The sequence below is a fragment of the Mycolicibacterium aubagnense genome, assembly GCF_010730955.1.
Classification (GTDB): domain Bacteria; phylum Actinomycetota; class Actinomycetes; order Mycobacteriales; family Mycobacteriaceae; genus Mycobacterium; species Mycobacterium aubagnense.
The window spans coordinates 5,670,553-5,686,049 of sequence record NZ_AP022577.1 but is presented as its reverse complement, the minus strand read 5'-3'; the positions used below and the strand labels follow the sequence as shown (position 1 = coordinate 5,686,049).

Sequence of the window (15,497 nt, the reverse complement as noted above, 5' to 3'; positions counted from 1 at the left end):
TATCAGTTTTGATGATTTCGTCAGAACATCTTGACTGATCATCACGTCGCATGTGACGATTTCGTCAGAACGAAAGGGGTCAGGGATGAACGACCTGGTCGGCGCGCATAACGAACTCCACAGCGAGCGGGGCGCCGTGAAAGGCGAGCATTGCGGGCGCTCCCGCAACCCCGTCATCAAGGTGGCTGATATCGCCTGGCTGGAATTCGAGAAACCGGACCTTCAGCGGGCTGAGGCGTTCGCGCTCGCGTTCGGATTCGCCACCTCGCTACGAACCGACGACGAACTGCATCTGCGCGGCAGCGATTCGACCGGGCCGTGCGTCATCGTGCGCCGCGGAAGCCGGAGCAGGTTCCTCGGAGTCGCGTTCGCCGCTGCCGACGAGGCCGACCTGCTGCGGCTGGCCACCACAACCGGTGCACGGACCAGGCCGCTGCCCGCAGCCATCGGCGGCATGGCAGTCGATCTGATCGACCCGAGTGGTGTGCCGGTGCACGTGGTGTCGGGACTGCACTCCCTCGAACCCTTACCGCCGCAGACTCCACATCGCTACAACATCGGACACGAAATTCACCGCATCAACGCCACCCAACGCCCGCGTCGGGAGCCGACCACGGTGCAACGGCTCGGTCACCTTGTCATGCAGTCGACGAAATACCTCGAGACGCTGAACTGGTACCTCGACACCCTCGGCATGATCGTCAGCGACTTCCTCTACTTCCCGGGCCAGCGCAGCCGGGGACCGACGATGAGCTTCATTCGATGCGACCGTGGTTCGACGCCCGCTGATCACCACACGCTGGCGCTGGCCCTCGGACCACAGAACCGCTACGTGCACTCGGCCTATCAGGTGTGTGATCTCGACGCGTTGGCCGCCGGCGGCGAATACCTCACGGAGCAAGGCTATTTCCGGTCCTGGGGAATCGGGCGCCACATCCAGGGCAGTCAGCTGTTCGACTACTGGCGTGACCCTGATGGCTTCATGGTCGAGCACTTCACCGATGGCGACGTGTTCGACTCGACCCTGCAACCGGGTTGGGCACCGTTCACCGCCTCGGGCCTGGCCCAGTGGGGACCGCCCGCGAGCAAGGATTTCCTCGGCACCAACCCGAAATCCCTACCGCACGAAGCGCAGTCGATCCTCGCGGCCCTGCGAGGCCACAACGAATTCGATATCAACCGCCTCATCGGCCTGCTGAAAGTAGCGAACTCATGACCATCTCCATCCTGCGCACTGCCGAAGCGTGGTGGGTCCAGACCACCACCGGCGCCGTCCGAATCGACACGTCGGCCACGACCACCGGCGAACTGCTCGCCGATCGGGCCGCCATCGATGCCGCGACGCGCGGCGGCGAGGCGGTGCCTGTCGACAGCCTCGAACTCGCGTCTCCCGTGACCGCTCCCTGCCGCGTGGTGGCCCAGATGACCAACTTCGCCTCGCATGTCAAAGACGCCGGTATGGACCCAAAGACCATCCCGCTCACCTTCTTTCGCAAAACCTCCGGCTCCATCAGTGGGCCGTTCGACGACATCGTCAAGCCGCAGCACGTCAAGTTTCTCGACTACGAGGTGGAGATCGGTCTGGTCATCGGTCGAGAGCTACCCGTCGGCACCGAGGTCACCGAGGCGAACCTCGCCGACTACGTCGCCGGACTGGTCGTCACCAACGATGTCTCCGCCCGGGATATCCAGCTGCCGCAAACGCAGTTCTATGAAGCCAAGTCGTACCCGACGTTCACGCCGGTCGGCCCGGCGCTGGTCTTGTTGACGGCCGCCGAACTCAAGCGGTTCGGCGACCTGAGACTGGAACTGCGGGTGAGCGGCGAGGTGCGCCAGAACATGCTGGTCGATGGCGACATGATCTACAAACCCCTACAGGCACTGCAGTCCTTGGCCCGGTTTCAGCACCTCAATCCCGGTGACCTTGTCTTGACAGGCACTCCTATGGGTACGGCCTTGAGCGCGCCGCCCAAGCCTCTCGAGATCATCGGTTCGCTGCTGCCGCCGGCGGTCAAATGGAAGGCGTTCTTCTCGCGTCAGGCCGGCAACCCCAAGTATCTGCAGCACGGGGACGTCGTGGAACTGTCGGTGGCTACCGACGACGGCGCCATCGACCTCGGTACCCAGCGCACCTCGGTGAGGTATGCGTGAACGCGTACCTGTTGTGGCCCCGATATGCCACGCCGGGCGATCTTGGCACCATCGAGCGCATTCCACTGGCCGACCGGGGCCTGCCGAACTCGACATGTCCGCTCTGCGGCTGATCTGAGTCGAGGACCAAAATGCCAGACCTTGTAACGAAACCCGTGCCGGTTGTCGTCGTCGGAGCGGGGCCGACCGGTGTCACCGCGGCGACGTTGCTCGCCGATTACGGCGTGCCGACGCTGGTTCTCGACCGCTGGGAATCGGTCTATCCCCAGCCACGCGCAGTACACCTCGATGACGAGGTTCATCGCATCCTCGCCCGCCTCGGCGTGGCCGAAGAGTTCGCCGCCATGTCCCGGCCCGCGCTCGGGTTACGCCTGCTCGACCAGAACCACCACACGCTGGCACAGTTCGACCGCGACCCCGCCCGCAGCAGGCATGGTTTCCCTCAGGCGAACATGTTCGACCAGCCCGTACTGGAAGAGCTGCTGCGCGCCAACCTGGCCAAGCGCCCGAATGTGGAGCTGCGCGGCAATTCCGAGGTCACCGGCATCACCCAGCACGAACCGGGCCGCGTGCGGGTGACCTACGCCGACCGTGCCACCGGAACAGAGCACGTCGTCGACGCCGGCTATGTGCTGAGCTGCGACGGAGCCAACAGCATCGTGCGAGCCGCCATCGGTGCCGCCATGGAAGACCTGCGTTTCGAGCAGCGCTGGCTGGTCGCCGACGTGGTCACCGAGGCCGAACTCGATCAGTGGGACGGTGTGCATCAGGTGTGCGATCCCGTTCGGGCTGCGACCTACATGCGTATCGGGCCCGACCGCTACCGCTGGGAATTTCGGCTGCTGCCTTCGGAAACCGCGGCCGACTTCAACACGATGGCGACCCTACGGCCCCTGGTCGCCTCCTGGGTCGGCGACTTCGCCGACGACCACCTCGAGCTCGCACGTGTCACCGAGTACACCTTTCGCGCACAGATCGCCGACCGCTGGCGGGAACGCAATGTGTTCCTCCTCGGTGACGCCGCGCACCTCACTCCACCATTCATCGGGCAAGGCATGGGAGCGGGCCTGCGCGACGCGATGAACCTGGCGTGGAAAGTCGCCGGCGTGATCAACGGAGAGCTACCCGAGGCACTGCTGGCAACCTACGAACAGGAACGCAAGCCCCACGCCCGCAGCATGATCGGCCTTGCCTTGGCCATGGGGTGGGCAATGACGGCCGGCGGGCATATCGGAAACATGGTGCGGCGCGTCGTTGCACCGCGCCTGCGGTTGATACCCGGCGTTCGCGACAAACTCACCGACGGCGCCACCCCCCGGCTGCACGAGTCGGCATTGGTCATCAAAAGCCGGACACCCCGCCACCTTGCCGGAACCCTGTGTCCCAACCCGGTATTGGCCGACGGACAGCGCCTGGACACGCTGTTGGGCAACAGCTTTGCGCTTGTGACCACCACACGCCCCCTGGCTTTCCAACTCGCCATGCTCCAGGAACACGGCGTCGCCGTTCATGTCGCCGAACCCGGAGGTGAGTTGGACCGGTGGCTACGCCGCGGCCATGCGACCGCTGCCGTCATCCGGCCTGATCGAACCGTGATGTGCTCTGGCCACGACGTGTGGAAACTGTGTGCGGCCATACCGGGTTTCACCTCATCGGCTCGGGCACGCGGCGCCCTCCCACCCATCCAGACCAGTTAGGCGATCACTCATGTCGTCCTTCCTCTACCAACTGGGCCATCTGCTGGTGCGCCGGCGCCGCTGGGTCATCGTGGCAAGCGTCGGGAACGTACTGCCCACGCACGCAGCGATTCTCGCGCTGCGCGGGGGCGGTCATCGGGTCGAACACCACCATTGGCGGGCTCTCGAATTGGCCGTGTGGATGATCGGCGCCGCGGTGGCGACCTTGTCTGTCACCGAGCGGCGACGCTCGCTCAGTGGCCGGCAACTGCGCGTCGGTTATGGCCCCTCGGCTGAGGTAGGACGATGCCGATTTCCGGGGATCTCAAGGAGGAGATGATGAGCAATACCACCGACGCCCGCACTGATGGCGGGCAGTCGTCCGCTCTCCTGGTGGACGTCCACGCCCACTTCCTCACCGACGAATACGTCGACGCCGCGATCGCTGCAGGCATCGAACATCCCGACGGTATGCCGCAATGGCCTTCCTGGAGTGCCGAACAGCATCTTTCACTGATGCAGGACAACGGGATTCGGCACGCCATCCTGTCGCTCTCCTCTCCCGGCGTGTCGTTTGCCGGTACGGCCAACGACCCCGCACTGGCGCGGCACGTCAACGACTTCGCAGCCCGCGCGGTCGCCGCACACCCTGAGCGCTTCTCCTTCTTCGCCTCCCTGCCACTCCCCGACGTCGATGCCGCCATCAACGAAGCCATTCGCGCAACGGATGTTCATGGGGCGGCGGGGGTAGTACTGATGAGCAACAGCGGCGGGCGCTACCTAGGCGACGATTCGCTGGCCCCATTGTGGAAATGCCTCGACAAGCGGCAATCGATCGTCTTCGTCCATCCGACGTCGCCACCGGACGCGCAAGCCACGACGCTGGGCCGGCCCGCGCCGATGCTCGAGTTCATGTTCGAAACGACGCGGACGATCACCGACCTGATTTTCGCGAGTGTCATGAGTCGCTATCCGCACATTCGCTTCCTGATTCCGCACTGCGGTGCCGCGCTGCCGCTTCTTGCCGCACGGATCGAGCTGTTCCGCGGCCTGTGGCCGGCACCCAACGGCGATGCGCCAGGGCCCCTGACGACCGCCGCCCAGCTGCAGCGCATGTGGTTCGACACGGCCGGGCATCCACTGCCGACCCAGGCCAGCGTGCTTCGGGACGTGGTCGGGTCACACCGCATCCTTTACGGCAGCGACTACTGCTGGACACCAGCGTTCGCCGTGGGGCAACAGATCGCCGCCCTCGACGCCGACCCCGAAATCGACTGGCGGGCGGTGACGTCCGCGAACACAGAACAGTTCCTTCAGCGCCGACCGTGAGCAACAGCCACCCTTCGCCGTCCTAGTGCACGCTCCGCGCGCACTCGTCCATCGCCAAAGTCCTGAGAGGAACATCAATGCGACGCCCACCTGCCGGCCTGCCTGTCTACGAACCCGACATCTACTCTGTCGACGCCATCACCGACCCCTACCCGCATTACCAGAGAATGCGCGACCTCGGCCCGGTGGTATGGCTGGCGAAGCAACGGACATATGCGGTGCCACGGTATGCCGAGTGCAAAACGGTGCTGCGCGACGACAAGACCTTTCTATCGGGCCACGGTGTGGCACTCAATCCGATCACCAACCGAATGTCGCGCGGCACCACGCTCAACAGCGACGGTGTCGAGCACGAACAACGCCGCAAGCGCGTCGCGCACCGCATGCTGCCGCGCGCTCTGCGGGCCATCAGTGACACCGTCGATGACACGGCCCGCAGCGTCGTCGAAACTGCGCTCGACAAGGGTGATATCGACGGAGTCAGCGACCTCGCGGCCGCGTTGCCGTTGGCCGTCGTGCCCGATCTCATCGGTTGGCCGCGCGATCAACGCGATCACCTGATTGCCTGGGCTGGAGCAACATTTGATGTACTCGGTCCGCTCAACTGGCAGGCGATCAAAGCGGTACCCAACACCATGCGCATGTTGCACTTCGCCCGGCGCGTCGTTCGCGAGCGCAACGTCATCGAAGGCAGCATGGCACATGAGCTGCTCGCCGCCGCGGACGAAGGCAAACTGGCGCACCACGAATGCCCGCCGCTGCTGGTCGACTACATCGCCCCGTCGATCGATACCACCATGAGCGCCATCGCCAACGCGTTGAGTCTCTTCGCCACCCACCCCGACCAGTGGCAACTGCTCAAGGACGAACCCGCCCTCCTGCCAAACGCCGTCAATGAGATCGTCCGCTGCGAGCCACCGCTGCGTGCCTTTGCGCGGTGCACTGCGCAGCAGACTGAAATCGCCGAAATACGAATCCCTTCGGGCGCACGAGTGCTGGTGATCTATGCCTCCGCCAACCGCGACGAACGCGAGTGGGAAAACCCAACGGTCTTCGACATCCGACGTGACGCCGGCCGCCACGTCGGTTTCGGACACGGTGCCCACGCATGTGCCGGACAGGGCCTGGCACGCTTGGAAACAACCGCGATGTTGCGGGCGCTGCTCGAGCGCGTGGACCGGATAGAGCCGACCGGTACGCCCAAATGGGCGATCAACAACATCATCCGCCGCCATGAACGCCTGCCTCTCAAGTTGATTGCCGCTTAGGCGCGCGCGACAGCGGACACGCCTCATCCCGCCCGCCTGAGCCGCCACTGCCCGTCCTGCTTCTCCACCAAGCCATGGACCTCCAGCAAGGCCAGCGGCCCGAGCACGCGTTCGGGAGGCAGGGCCGCCCCGACCGAAATCTGCTCCAGGCTGCGGAACCCGCGCGCCGGCAGCGCCTCGTACACCTGAAGCTGATCAGGGGTCAGGTCGTCCAGCGGCGTCTCCGGATGCTGGGGTTCGTCGGCGAGTTCGCCTACCCGGCCGATCAATTCGACCACCTGCTCCGCCCGGTCGACCAGGGTCGCGCCGTTACGCAACAGGACGTGGCACCCTGCCGAGGCTGCCGAGGTTACCGGGCCCGGCACCGCACACACCGTGCGGCCCATCGCCTTTGCCCACGCCGCTGTGTTGGCCGCACCGCTGCGCAGGCCCGCTTCGACGACCACAGTCGCGCCGGATAGCGCTGCCACCAGTCGGTTTCGCGTCAGGAACCGGTACCTGGTCGGCCGCTCCCCCGGCGGATACTCACTGAGCAGCAGCCCAGAGGTGGCGACCCGATGCAACAGCGCCGAATGCCCGGACGGGTACGGCACGTCGACACCCCCGGCCAGCACGGCCACGGTGACGCCGTCTGACGCCAGGACCGCGCGGTGCGCGGCCCCGTCGATGCCATAGGCCCCGCCCGACACCACCGCGGTGTCACGTTCGACCAGACCGGCCGCGATCTCCGCGGTGACGTGCTCGCCGTACGCCGTGCACGCCCTGGTGCCAACTATCGCGGCGGCCCGTTCGGCAACTGCGTCGAGCGCAACCGGGCCGAGAGCCCACAGCACCATGGGCGGGTAGCCCGATGGCCGATCAATCACCGCCCTGTTCGCGAATGCGACAAACGCCAGGTACGGCCACTCATCGTCGTCGGGAGTGATCAGTCGGCCACCCCGACGGTCCATAATTTCCAGATCTCTTGCCGCACAATCGACCTCGCGGCGAGCCGAGACACTCCCGGTGAGGTCCTTGTCCTCCAGACCATTTCGGATCATGTCCGCCACCTCGACCGGACCGCGCGTGGCCACCAGTGTCGTCAGCCGTGGACACGGCGGCTCGACAACCCGCGACAGATATGCCCATGCACGCCGCTCCAGATCGTCGGTACTCACCGCGCATCTCCTTCGCGGAAACTCAACGCTGTGCTGACATCATCGAGATTGGGGGAATCCCGGCCGGCCAGGTCGGCCAAAGACCACGCGACCCTGAGTGTTCTGTCCACGCCACGGATGCTCAGCCGCCCGGAGTCGAGCGACTTGCGCAGCGGTGCCATCGCGTCCCGGCTGGGCCGGAATTTGCGGCGCAGCACCGGCCCCGGAACCTCCGCATTGGTCCGGACCCCGACGATCTGCCACCGTTCAGCGGCGGCCGCCCGGGCCGCGGCGACCCGAGCCCGGACATCATTGGTGGATTCCGCTCCGTGGTCGCCGAAGGCTCCGGCGAGCACCGGGTGCATGTCGACACGCAGGTCGACTCGGTCCATCAACGGACCCGACAGCTTGCCCAGATACCGGCGCCGGTCGGCCGACGGGCACACGCAGTCCCGTGGGTTGGGCGGCGCGCACGGGCAGGGATTGGCCGCGAGCACCAGCTGGAAGCGTGCGGGATAGCACGCCACGCCGTCACGTCGGGCCAGCCGAATCTGGCCCTCCTCCAACGGGGTTCGGAGGGCTTCGAGGACACTCACCCCGATCTCGGCGCACTCGTCCAGGAACAACACGCCGCGATGCGACCGGCTGATCGCGCCCGGCCGTGCCATCCCCGAACCGCCGCCGACCAACGCCGACACAGTGGACGTGTGGTGCGGCGCGACAAACGGCGGCCGGGTGATCAGTGGCGTATCACCTGTCAGCAGACCCACCACCGAGTGAATGGCGGTGACCTCCAACGCCTCATCTTCGGTCAGGTCGGGCAACAGCCCTGGAAGCCGTTGCGCCAGCATGGTCTTCCCGATGCCCGGCGGCCCCGTGAGCATCAGGTGGTGCGCACCCGCGGCGGCGATCTCGACCGCCCACCGCGCCTGGGTCTGCCCCACCACGTCGGCGAGGTCAACGCTGTCGCTGGCGGGCGGCGCTGTCGCGTCGACCCGCTCATCCAGCGCAGCCTTGCTGTTGAGCCACGCCTGCAGCTGGCCGAGCGTCCGTACGCCCCACACCTCGATGCCGTCGACCAGGCTCGCTTCGGCCAGATTCTCGGCAGGCACCACCACCGACGGCCAACCCTCACGCTTGGCGGCCATGACGGCAGGCAGGACCCCCTTCACCGGACGCACCCGCCCGTCGAGCGCCAGTTCGCCCAGCAGGACCGTCTTCTCGAGCCGTGCCCAATGCGTCTTCAGATGTGCCGACAGCACCGACGCGGCGATCGCCAGGTCGTACATCGACCCGCCTTTCGGCAGGGTGGCCGGCGACAGCCCGAGCGTGAGCCGTGACATCGGCCAGGTGTTGCCGCAGTTGGTGATCGCGGCCCGGACCCGGTCTCGCGACTCCTGCAGGGCCGCATCGGGCAAGCCGACCAGGTGCACTCCCGGCAGCCCCGAGGTGATGTCCGCTTCGATTTCGACCATCACGCCGTCGAGGCCGCGGATGGCCACCGAGTACGCCCGTCCGAGCGCCATCAGCCGATGCCTTTCAGGTGCACCAGTTCCGGCTCCCGGCCGCCGAGGCGTACGCCGACGACATCGATCCGGATATCGGGCCAGTGCGCGTTCTGCTCGGCAAGCCACACGCTGGCCAGCCGCCGCAGGCGACGGGCCTTCTCGGGCGTCACCGCTTCCTCGATTCCGCCGAACTCGGTGGTGGTTCGCGTCTTCACCTCGACGAAAACGAGGGCACTGTGGTCCCTTTCGGTGGCGATGATGTCGAGTTCACCCCAGCGGCAGCGCCAGTTCCGGGCCAGGACGGTCATCCCCAGCGAGATCAGGTGGTCGACCGCGAGTTGTTCGCCGAGCGCGCCGATCTCGGCACGAGTCATGCGTGGTGGTGTGTTCATGCCGCCACCGTGGCCGGCGCCACCGACAGGTCGCGGGCCGACGGCCCCCGGATTCACCGCGCCGCCGGCAGTTATTCACAGTGCGCGATTCATCCACAGGGCCGACCGAAAGACTGATTACTGCCGAAGAACCATCAATTGCTGCCAACGTCCCATCAGTAGAAATACCGCCAGGCCGCGTCCCGTTGAACCGGGCATCAAAGCTTCCGATACGAGGAGTTGGGGACAATGAAGAAGCTCGGGATCGCCGCACTGGTGGCAAATGGATTGGCCGCAGCAGTTCTGGGTCTGGCCGCGCCGGCATCGGCGGACTACTCGCACCACGACTGGGTCAACGACATCCACCCGCGCGCGCAGGCGCCGCAGGTCGACAACAGCGTGCACCAGAGCCGCTGACCGGCAACAGCATTCGGGGCGTCCTCCACCGGAGGGCGCCCCGATTTTTGTGTCGGTGTCTCGGGGTATGCATAAACCATGGATACGATCGATACCGACCGCTTCCCCGAATGGGGACCTTTCGCCGAAGCCGTACAGCAACGCAGCCCCGAGACAGGCACCTGGTGTGAGGCCTGGACCGTGCGCGACATCGTCGTCCATCAGACCGGCAATGCCGAAGAGTTGGCCCGGGTACTGGAAGGCCACCTCGCCGGCGAACCTGTTCAGACCCGCAGGTTCGAGGAGCGTGAACAGCCGTACCGGGCAATGAACGATGCCGATCTGTGGACGGCGTTCAACGACCGCATGGTGCACCTCGGACGAATCGCCGCCGCCGCTGACGAACTGCCTGCGGACACCGATGTCGCCTGGACCGGGCGCACGATGAAGGTGCCGTGGTTCGCCGAGCACATGCGCGAGGAACTGGTCCTGCACAGTTGGGACATCACCGGAGACAACGCGCCCGCTCAGGACCGGCTGGCGCAACCGTGGATGACGGACCACAGCGTGTACGCCGTCGGGGTCCCACTGCTGCGCCGAGGTCGCGACATTCTGGAGCTACGCGGGGACGAGCGGATGGCGGCACGGATCCGGGTGGACGGTGACGACGACGTCGTGGTCACCGCCGACGCCGAGAGCACCGCCATCGCCCTGGCCCCGCCCGACGGACCGGCGACCATCGAGACGGACGCGGCGACCCGGGTGCTGCTCTTGTGGGGACGCCGTCCCGCAGACCCGGGACGAATCCGCAGTGCCGCCGGCCCACTCGAACTGGGCCGGCTCCGCACGCTTCTCAGTGGCTACTGAACTACAACAGCGCAGGCACCGCAGCGTCGATCAGGTACGGCCCCGCAGTGGCATAGCCGACGCGGAGCTGGTCAGCCAGCTCCGCGGTGGTCGTCGCCCTGGCCGAGGGCACACCCATGGCCGCCGCCAACGCCGCAAAATCCGTCGTCGGACCTGAGAGATCAAGCATCGCAGCGGCTTTCGGCCCGCTCGCTTCCGCACCGACACGCTGCAGTTCCATCCGCAGGATCGCGTAGGCGGCGTTGTTGAGAATCACCGTCACCACATTGAGCTGTTCGTGCGCCATGGTCCACAACGCCGAAATCGTGTACATCGCACTGCCATCGGCCTGCAGACACAGCACCGGGCGGTCAGGGCAGGCGACCGCGGCACCCACGGCATTCGGCAATCCGAAACCGATGGCCCCACCGGTCAGGGTCAGCAGGTCGTGTCGCGGCGCATTCATCGTCGCCTGTGGCAACAAGAACCCGCTGGTGTTGGACTCGTCCACCACAATGGCGTTGTCGGGCAGCGTCGCCGCCACCACCTCGACCCAGTTCTGCGTGGTCAGCGCTGAATCTTCCGGCACCTCTGCATATTTCAGCTCGGTCAGTGTGGCCTCGCCGCCCGGTGCCACCGCGTCGGCCAGCGCTTCCAACCGCGCGACGACGTCGCCGCTCACCGTATGCACCCGGCAGCCCGCGGGCACCAGGTCGCTCGCTTTGCCGGGGTAGGCGAAGAATGACACCGGGGACCGCGCACCGGCAAGTACCAGGTTCTCGGCACCGGTCAGCTGGAACTGGGCGGCTTCGGCGAGATACGCCAGCCGTTCGAAGTTGGGCCGTCCGGCGCCGCGTTCGAGTCTGGCCGGAAAGGTCTCGATCAGCACCTTGGTCCCTGTCGCCTCGGCGATCCGGCCGGCGGCACGAAGACCGCGTTCGCGGCACGCCGAGCTGCCCAGCAGCATGACGGTGCCGGTTCCGAAGACGTCAGCACCGGCATCGACCAGTTCGTGTTCTTCGGGGTCGACCCCGGCCCGGTAGTCGAACGACGCCGGGCTTACGGCCGGCTCCCCCGCCGCCGCCTCGGCACCTTCGGTCCACGAGACATCGGCGGGCAAGATCAGCGTCGCCACCTGGCCCTGCTGCGCGGCCTCGATGGCGGCCACCGCGTCGGTGGCGATGTCAGCAAGCTTTTCGCACCGGCGCACCCAGCCCGACACCGTGCCGGCCAAGGCGTCGATGTCGGATTCCAGTGGTGCGTCGTACTTCTTGTGGCCCAGCGCGTGGTCACCGACCACGTTGACCAGCGGCGAATAGGCTCGGCGCGCGTTGTGCAGGTTGGCGATGCCATTGCCCAGGCCGGGTCCCAGGTGCAACAAGGTGGCCGCCGGCTTGTCGGCCATGCGCGCGTACCCGTCGGCGGCTCCGGTGACCACACCCTCGAAAAGGCAGAGCACGCCCCTCATCTCGGGCACCGAGTCCAGTGCCGCGACGAAATGCATCTCGCTGGTTCCGGGGTTGCCGAAGCAGACGTCGACGCCGGCGTCGACCAGTGTGCGGATCAGTGCCTGCGCGCCGTTCATGGTTCTCCTTCGGGTGTTCCCTCACCAGCCTGCGGACGACGCTACTACCGATCTGCGATCAGGCCTTCCTGCACCAATGTCGCGACCCGGGTGCCGTCCGCGTCAAGCAGACTCCCGGTGATCACGCCGCGCCCCCGGCCCGCCGCGGGCGAGCGCGATTCCAGCAGGTTCCAGCGGTCAGCCCGGATCGGGTGGTGGAACCAGATCGAGAAATCGGTGGTGCCACTGCGGTGAGTACGCGCCTGCATGGAGTGGCCGTGCACCTGCAGCGCCGGGTCGATCCCGTACAAGTCGGTGATGTAGCAGGCAATCATCATGTGCGGCAACTGTTCCAGTGGCACCGGCACGGTGGCCCGCCACCACATGCGGCGCACGAACTCGCCCGTGGAACGGTCGTCGACGATCCGGATGTCGAGTTCGCCCGGCGGAATCGCGGGCGCGGGCCCGGGCGGACCGGTCAACGGCAGTAGCTCGGGATCGTCTGGGAGCGCGCGTGATTCATCGTGTTCGGGGCCCGCCAGGTCCACGGAGAAGGACACCGTCGCCACGGTCAGCAAACGCCCGGCCTGGCAGGCCTCGACCCGCCGTGCCGCTGCGGTCCGCCCGTCGTACACCCGGGCCACCGCATAGTCGGTGGCCACACCGGCTTCACCGCCGCGCAGGTACTGCAGGTGCATGGCGGTCGGGCGCATCTGCGGACTCACGGTCTGGCATGCGGCGGACAGGCTCTGCGCCATCAACAGGCCACCGAAGGCCCGCTTGCCGTCCGGTCCGCCGGCCTTGCCCAGCCAGGTGTCAACCCCCTCCCCGGGCGACACCACCAACAAATCAGGCAGCACGGTCACGCCACAGTCCCCGCCTCCGTGAGGCGGGCGACGTCGTCACCGGTCAACCCGAGCAGTTCGGTCAGTACCGCGGTGGTGTCGTCGCCGAGCGCCGGCGCCGGCCGCGCGGGTGGATACTCGCCGTCGATGCGCAGCGGGAGCCCCGGTGCCAGATAGCGGCCGATGCGCGGCTGGTCGAGTTCGGTGAACAGCGGGTTGTCGGTCACCTTCGGGCTCGCGGCCACCTCGCTGAAATCGCGGTAGCGCTCCCACAGGATCGACGTCGCCCCCAGCGCCGCCGTGATCTCCGCTGCGGTGTGCGCACAGAACCAGACGGTGAACAGACCCGTGAGCGCGTCGCGGTGCAGGTACCGCTGCCCTTCGTCGGCAAAGTCGGCACCGAGCGATTCCGACAGGGCGGCAACAGCTTTCGTGGTACCGGTGACCTCGACCAGGTCCCGGAAATGCCGACCGGTCAGGGCGACGACCATGAATGCCGCCCCGTCGGCGCTGACGAACTGCTGCCCGTACTGCCCGAATATCGAGTTTCCGATGCGTTCCCGCCCCACGCCGTTGACCATCACCTCGGTCAGGAAGCTGAGATTCCCGGCCGTGGCCAGGGCCACGTTCTCCAACGGGATGCTGACCCGCTGCCCCTGGCCGCTGCTGTCGCGGTGCCGCAGCGCCGCCGTCACCGCCAGCGCCAGGTACAGGCCGCACGACACGTCCCAGGCTGCCAGCACATGGTTCACGGGGGTCTGCAGCTCGGACGGGCCGGTGACCAACGGAAAGCCCAACCCCGCGTTGACGGTGTAGTCGACGGCCGTACCGCCGTCGGCCCGGCCCGACACTTCGGCGTGGATCAGGTCGGGCCGTAGCGCGGCGAGGGTCTCGTACGAATGCCACTGCCGGCCCGCCACATTGGTGATGAAGACGCCGGCGTCGACGATCAGCCGGGTGACCAGATCCTGGCCCTCCGGCGCGCGCAGGTCCACCGCGACCGACCGCTTGCCCTTGTTCAGGCCTGCCCAGTAGATGCTCTCGCCACCACTGGTGACCGGCCAGCGATGATAGTCCGCGGCGCCCCCGACCGGGTCGACCCTGATCACCTCGGCGCCGAGCTGCGTCAGTGTCATCCCCGCCAAGGGCACTGCGACGAAACTGGAGATCTCGACGATGCGCACACCCGCCAGTGGACGCGCGGACTCCGGCCGCGCACGCGAGGAGCCCGATGAACCAACGGTCATCTGGACACCATAAAGGCCTTACGCAGCACAATCGGGGGGCACCGGGCTCCGCGCGTCCCGCCGGACGGGAGGCGGTCGTCGCCGCGTGACAATCACACCGTAATTTGGAACGCATGACTGAGCTGAAGGAAGTCCAGACCGAACGCGGCACGCTGCGTTATTACGATGAGGGTAGCGGCCCTGTAGTGCTGTTTCTGCACGGTTCGGGCCCGGGCGTCACGGGCTGGCGGAACTTCCGCGGCATCCTGCCGACCTTCGCGGCACACTTCCGCTGCCTGATCCTGGAATTCCCCGGCTTCGGCGTCAGCGACGACTTCGGCGGCCACCCGATGATCGACGCCCAGTCGGCCGTGGTGCCCTTCCTCGACGCGCTCGGCATCGAGAAGGTGGACATCGTCGGCAACTCGATGGGCGGCGGCGTCGGCATCAACTTCGCCATCAACAACCCCGACCGCATCGGCAAGCTGGTCACCATCGGCGGCATCGGCACCAACATCTTCAGCCCCGGCCCGAGCGAGGGCATCCGGCTGCTGCAGGAGTTCACCGAGGACCCGACCCGCCAGCGTCTGATCGACTGGCTCAACTCGATGGTCTATGACGAGAAGATCGTCACCGAAGAACTGATCGAAGAGCGCATGAAGCTGGCGTCCGACCCCGAGACGCTCGAATCGGCGCGCCGGATGTATGGCAAGGCCGCGTTCAACATGATGATGAAGTTCATGCGGTCGGATGCGGCACCGCCGCAGCCGTGGGCGCAGATGCACAAGGTGAAGGCCCCGACGCTCCTGACCTGGGGGCGCGACGACCGCGTCAGCCCGCTGGACATGGCGCTGATCCCGATGCGCACCATCCGCAACGCCGAGCTGCATGTGTTCCCGAACTGCGGCCACTGGGCCATGATCGAGGCCAAGGAGGCCTTCGAGAGCACGGTGTTGGGCTTCCTGCAGCGCTGACACTCTGACAGGGGCGGGCGCGTCCGCACACCGTGAGTGTGCGGACGTGGCCGCCCGCGTTGGTCGTACGAATCGCCTGTAAACCAACACCAACGCACGTGCCGGGGCGATGAACGTACGGAATATATTGTCGGCCTTACCAATTGACCGACGCGAAGCACTCTTCCCGACCGCCGAGATGCTGGCTGACGTTGTGCGCCAACACGA

14 protein-coding genes are annotated in these 15,497 nt (G+C 66.7%); 8 read left to right on the top strand and 6 right to left on the bottom strand.

Features of this window, described 5'->3' with window-relative positions; all coding sequences use genetic code 11:
- Positions 1–85 precede the first annotated feature (85 nt).
- From G6N59_RS27155 to G6N59_RS27135, 5 genes are all read left to right on the top strand, one after another.
- Positions 86–1,216: a VOC family protein gene (locus G6N59_RS27155; protein ID WP_138229996.1), complete on the top strand. Its 1,131-nt coding sequence runs from the start codon at positions 86–88 to the stop codon at positions 1,214–1,216.
- On the top strand, positions 1,213–2,151 hold the full coding sequence (locus tag G6N59_RS27150; RefSeq protein WP_138229995.1) for a fumarylacetoacetate hydrolase family protein: 939 nt from the start codon (positions 1,213–1,215) through the stop codon (positions 2,149–2,151). The genes G6N59_RS27155 and G6N59_RS27150 overlap by 4 nt, the downstream gene beginning before the upstream one ends.
- 131 nt (positions 2,152–2,282) lie before the next feature.
- Positions 2,283–3,848: a bifunctional 3-(3-hydroxy-phenyl)propionate/3-hydroxycinnamic acid hydroxylase MhpA gene (gene mhpA / locus G6N59_RS27145; RefSeq protein ID WP_138229994.1), complete on the top strand. Its 1,566-nt coding sequence runs from the start codon at positions 2,283–2,285 to the stop codon at positions 3,846–3,848.
- Positions 3,849–4,166: 318 nt separating this feature from the next.
- On the top strand, positions 4,167–5,156 hold the full coding sequence (locus G6N59_RS27140) for an amidohydrolase family protein (protein WP_163911798.1): 990 nt from the start codon (positions 4,167–4,169) through the stop codon (positions 5,154–5,156).
- Positions 5,157–5,233: 77 nt separating this feature from the next.
- Positions 5,234–6,424 carry a cytochrome P450 gene (locus G6N59_RS27135; protein ID WP_138229992.1) on the top strand — a complete coding sequence of 397 codons (1,191 nt, stop codon included), beginning with the start codon at positions 5,234–5,236 and terminating at the stop codon, positions 6,422–6,424.
- Between the two features lie 23 nt (positions 6,425–6,447).
- Here the strand turns inward: G6N59_RS27135 and dprA are convergent, their stop codons facing one another.
- Genes dprA through G6N59_RS27120 form a run of 3 tightly spaced genes read right to left on the bottom strand, consistent with a single transcriptional unit; the run spans position 6,448 to position 9,442 of the window.
- On the bottom strand, positions 6,448–7,581 hold the full coding sequence (dprA, locus tag G6N59_RS27130; protein WP_138229991.1) for a DNA-processing protein DprA: 1,134 nt from the start codon (positions 7,579–7,581) through the stop codon (positions 6,448–6,450).
- Positions 7,578–9,086 (bottom strand): YifB family Mg chelatase-like AAA ATPase, encoded by a 1,509-nt coding sequence (locus tag G6N59_RS27125; RefSeq protein WP_138229990.1) that lies wholly within the window; start codon positions 9,084–9,086, stop codon positions 7,578–7,580. Before G6N59_RS27125 ends, dprA begins: the two co-directional genes overlap by 4 nt.
- The gene (locus tag G6N59_RS27120) at positions 9,086–9,442 is read right to left on the bottom strand and encodes a YraN family protein (RefSeq protein WP_138230080.1); all 357 of its coding nucleotides are present in this window, start codon (positions 9,440–9,442) and stop codon (positions 9,086–9,088) included. Before G6N59_RS27120 ends, G6N59_RS27125 begins: the two co-directional genes overlap by 1 nt.
- A 246-nt stretch (positions 9,443–9,688) precedes the next feature.
- On the opposite strand from G6N59_RS27120, the gene G6N59_RS30640 reads away from it, so the two are divergent.
- Both G6N59_RS30640 and G6N59_RS27115 read left to right on the top strand, forming a co-directional pair.
- Positions 9,689–9,856, top strand: coding sequence for a hypothetical protein (locus tag G6N59_RS30640; RefSeq protein ID WP_170212379.1), 168 nt, complete (start codon positions 9,689–9,691; stop codon positions 9,854–9,856).
- Between the two features lie 78 nt (positions 9,857–9,934).
- Positions 9,935–10,702 (top strand): maleylpyruvate isomerase N-terminal domain-containing protein, encoded by a 768-nt coding sequence (locus tag G6N59_RS27115; protein ID WP_138229989.1) that lies wholly within the window; start codon positions 9,935–9,937, stop codon positions 10,700–10,702.
- Position 10,703: 1 nt separating this feature from the next.
- Here the strand turns inward: G6N59_RS27115 and G6N59_RS27110 are convergent, their stop codons facing one another.
- The 3 genes from G6N59_RS27110 to G6N59_RS27100 are packed head-to-tail and all read right to left on the bottom strand — an operon-like array spanning position 10,704 to position 14,337.
- Positions 10,704–12,266, bottom strand: a complete 1,563-nt coding sequence (locus G6N59_RS27110) for an acetolactate synthase large subunit (RefSeq protein WP_138229988.1) — start codon at positions 12,264–12,266, stop codon at positions 10,704–10,706.
- Between the two features lie 44 nt (positions 12,267–12,310).
- Complete coding sequence (locus tag G6N59_RS27105) at positions 12,311–13,111, bottom strand: acyl-CoA thioesterase (RefSeq protein WP_138229987.1); 801 nt, start codon at positions 13,109–13,111, stop codon at positions 12,311–12,313.
- Positions 13,108–14,337, bottom strand: a complete 1,230-nt coding sequence (locus tag G6N59_RS27100) for a CoA transferase (protein ID WP_138229986.1) — start codon at positions 14,335–14,337, stop codon at positions 13,108–13,110. The genes G6N59_RS27105 and G6N59_RS27100 overlap by 4 nt, the downstream gene beginning before the upstream one ends.
- A 113-nt stretch (positions 14,338–14,450) precedes the next feature.
- On the opposite strand from G6N59_RS27100, the gene G6N59_RS27095 reads away from it, so the two are divergent.
- A complete protein-coding gene (locus G6N59_RS27095; RefSeq protein ID WP_138229985.1) occupies positions 14,451–15,290 on the top strand; it encodes an alpha/beta fold hydrolase in 840 nt (279 codons plus the stop codon).
- The last annotated feature ends 207 nt before the right edge of the window (positions 15,291–15,497 follow it).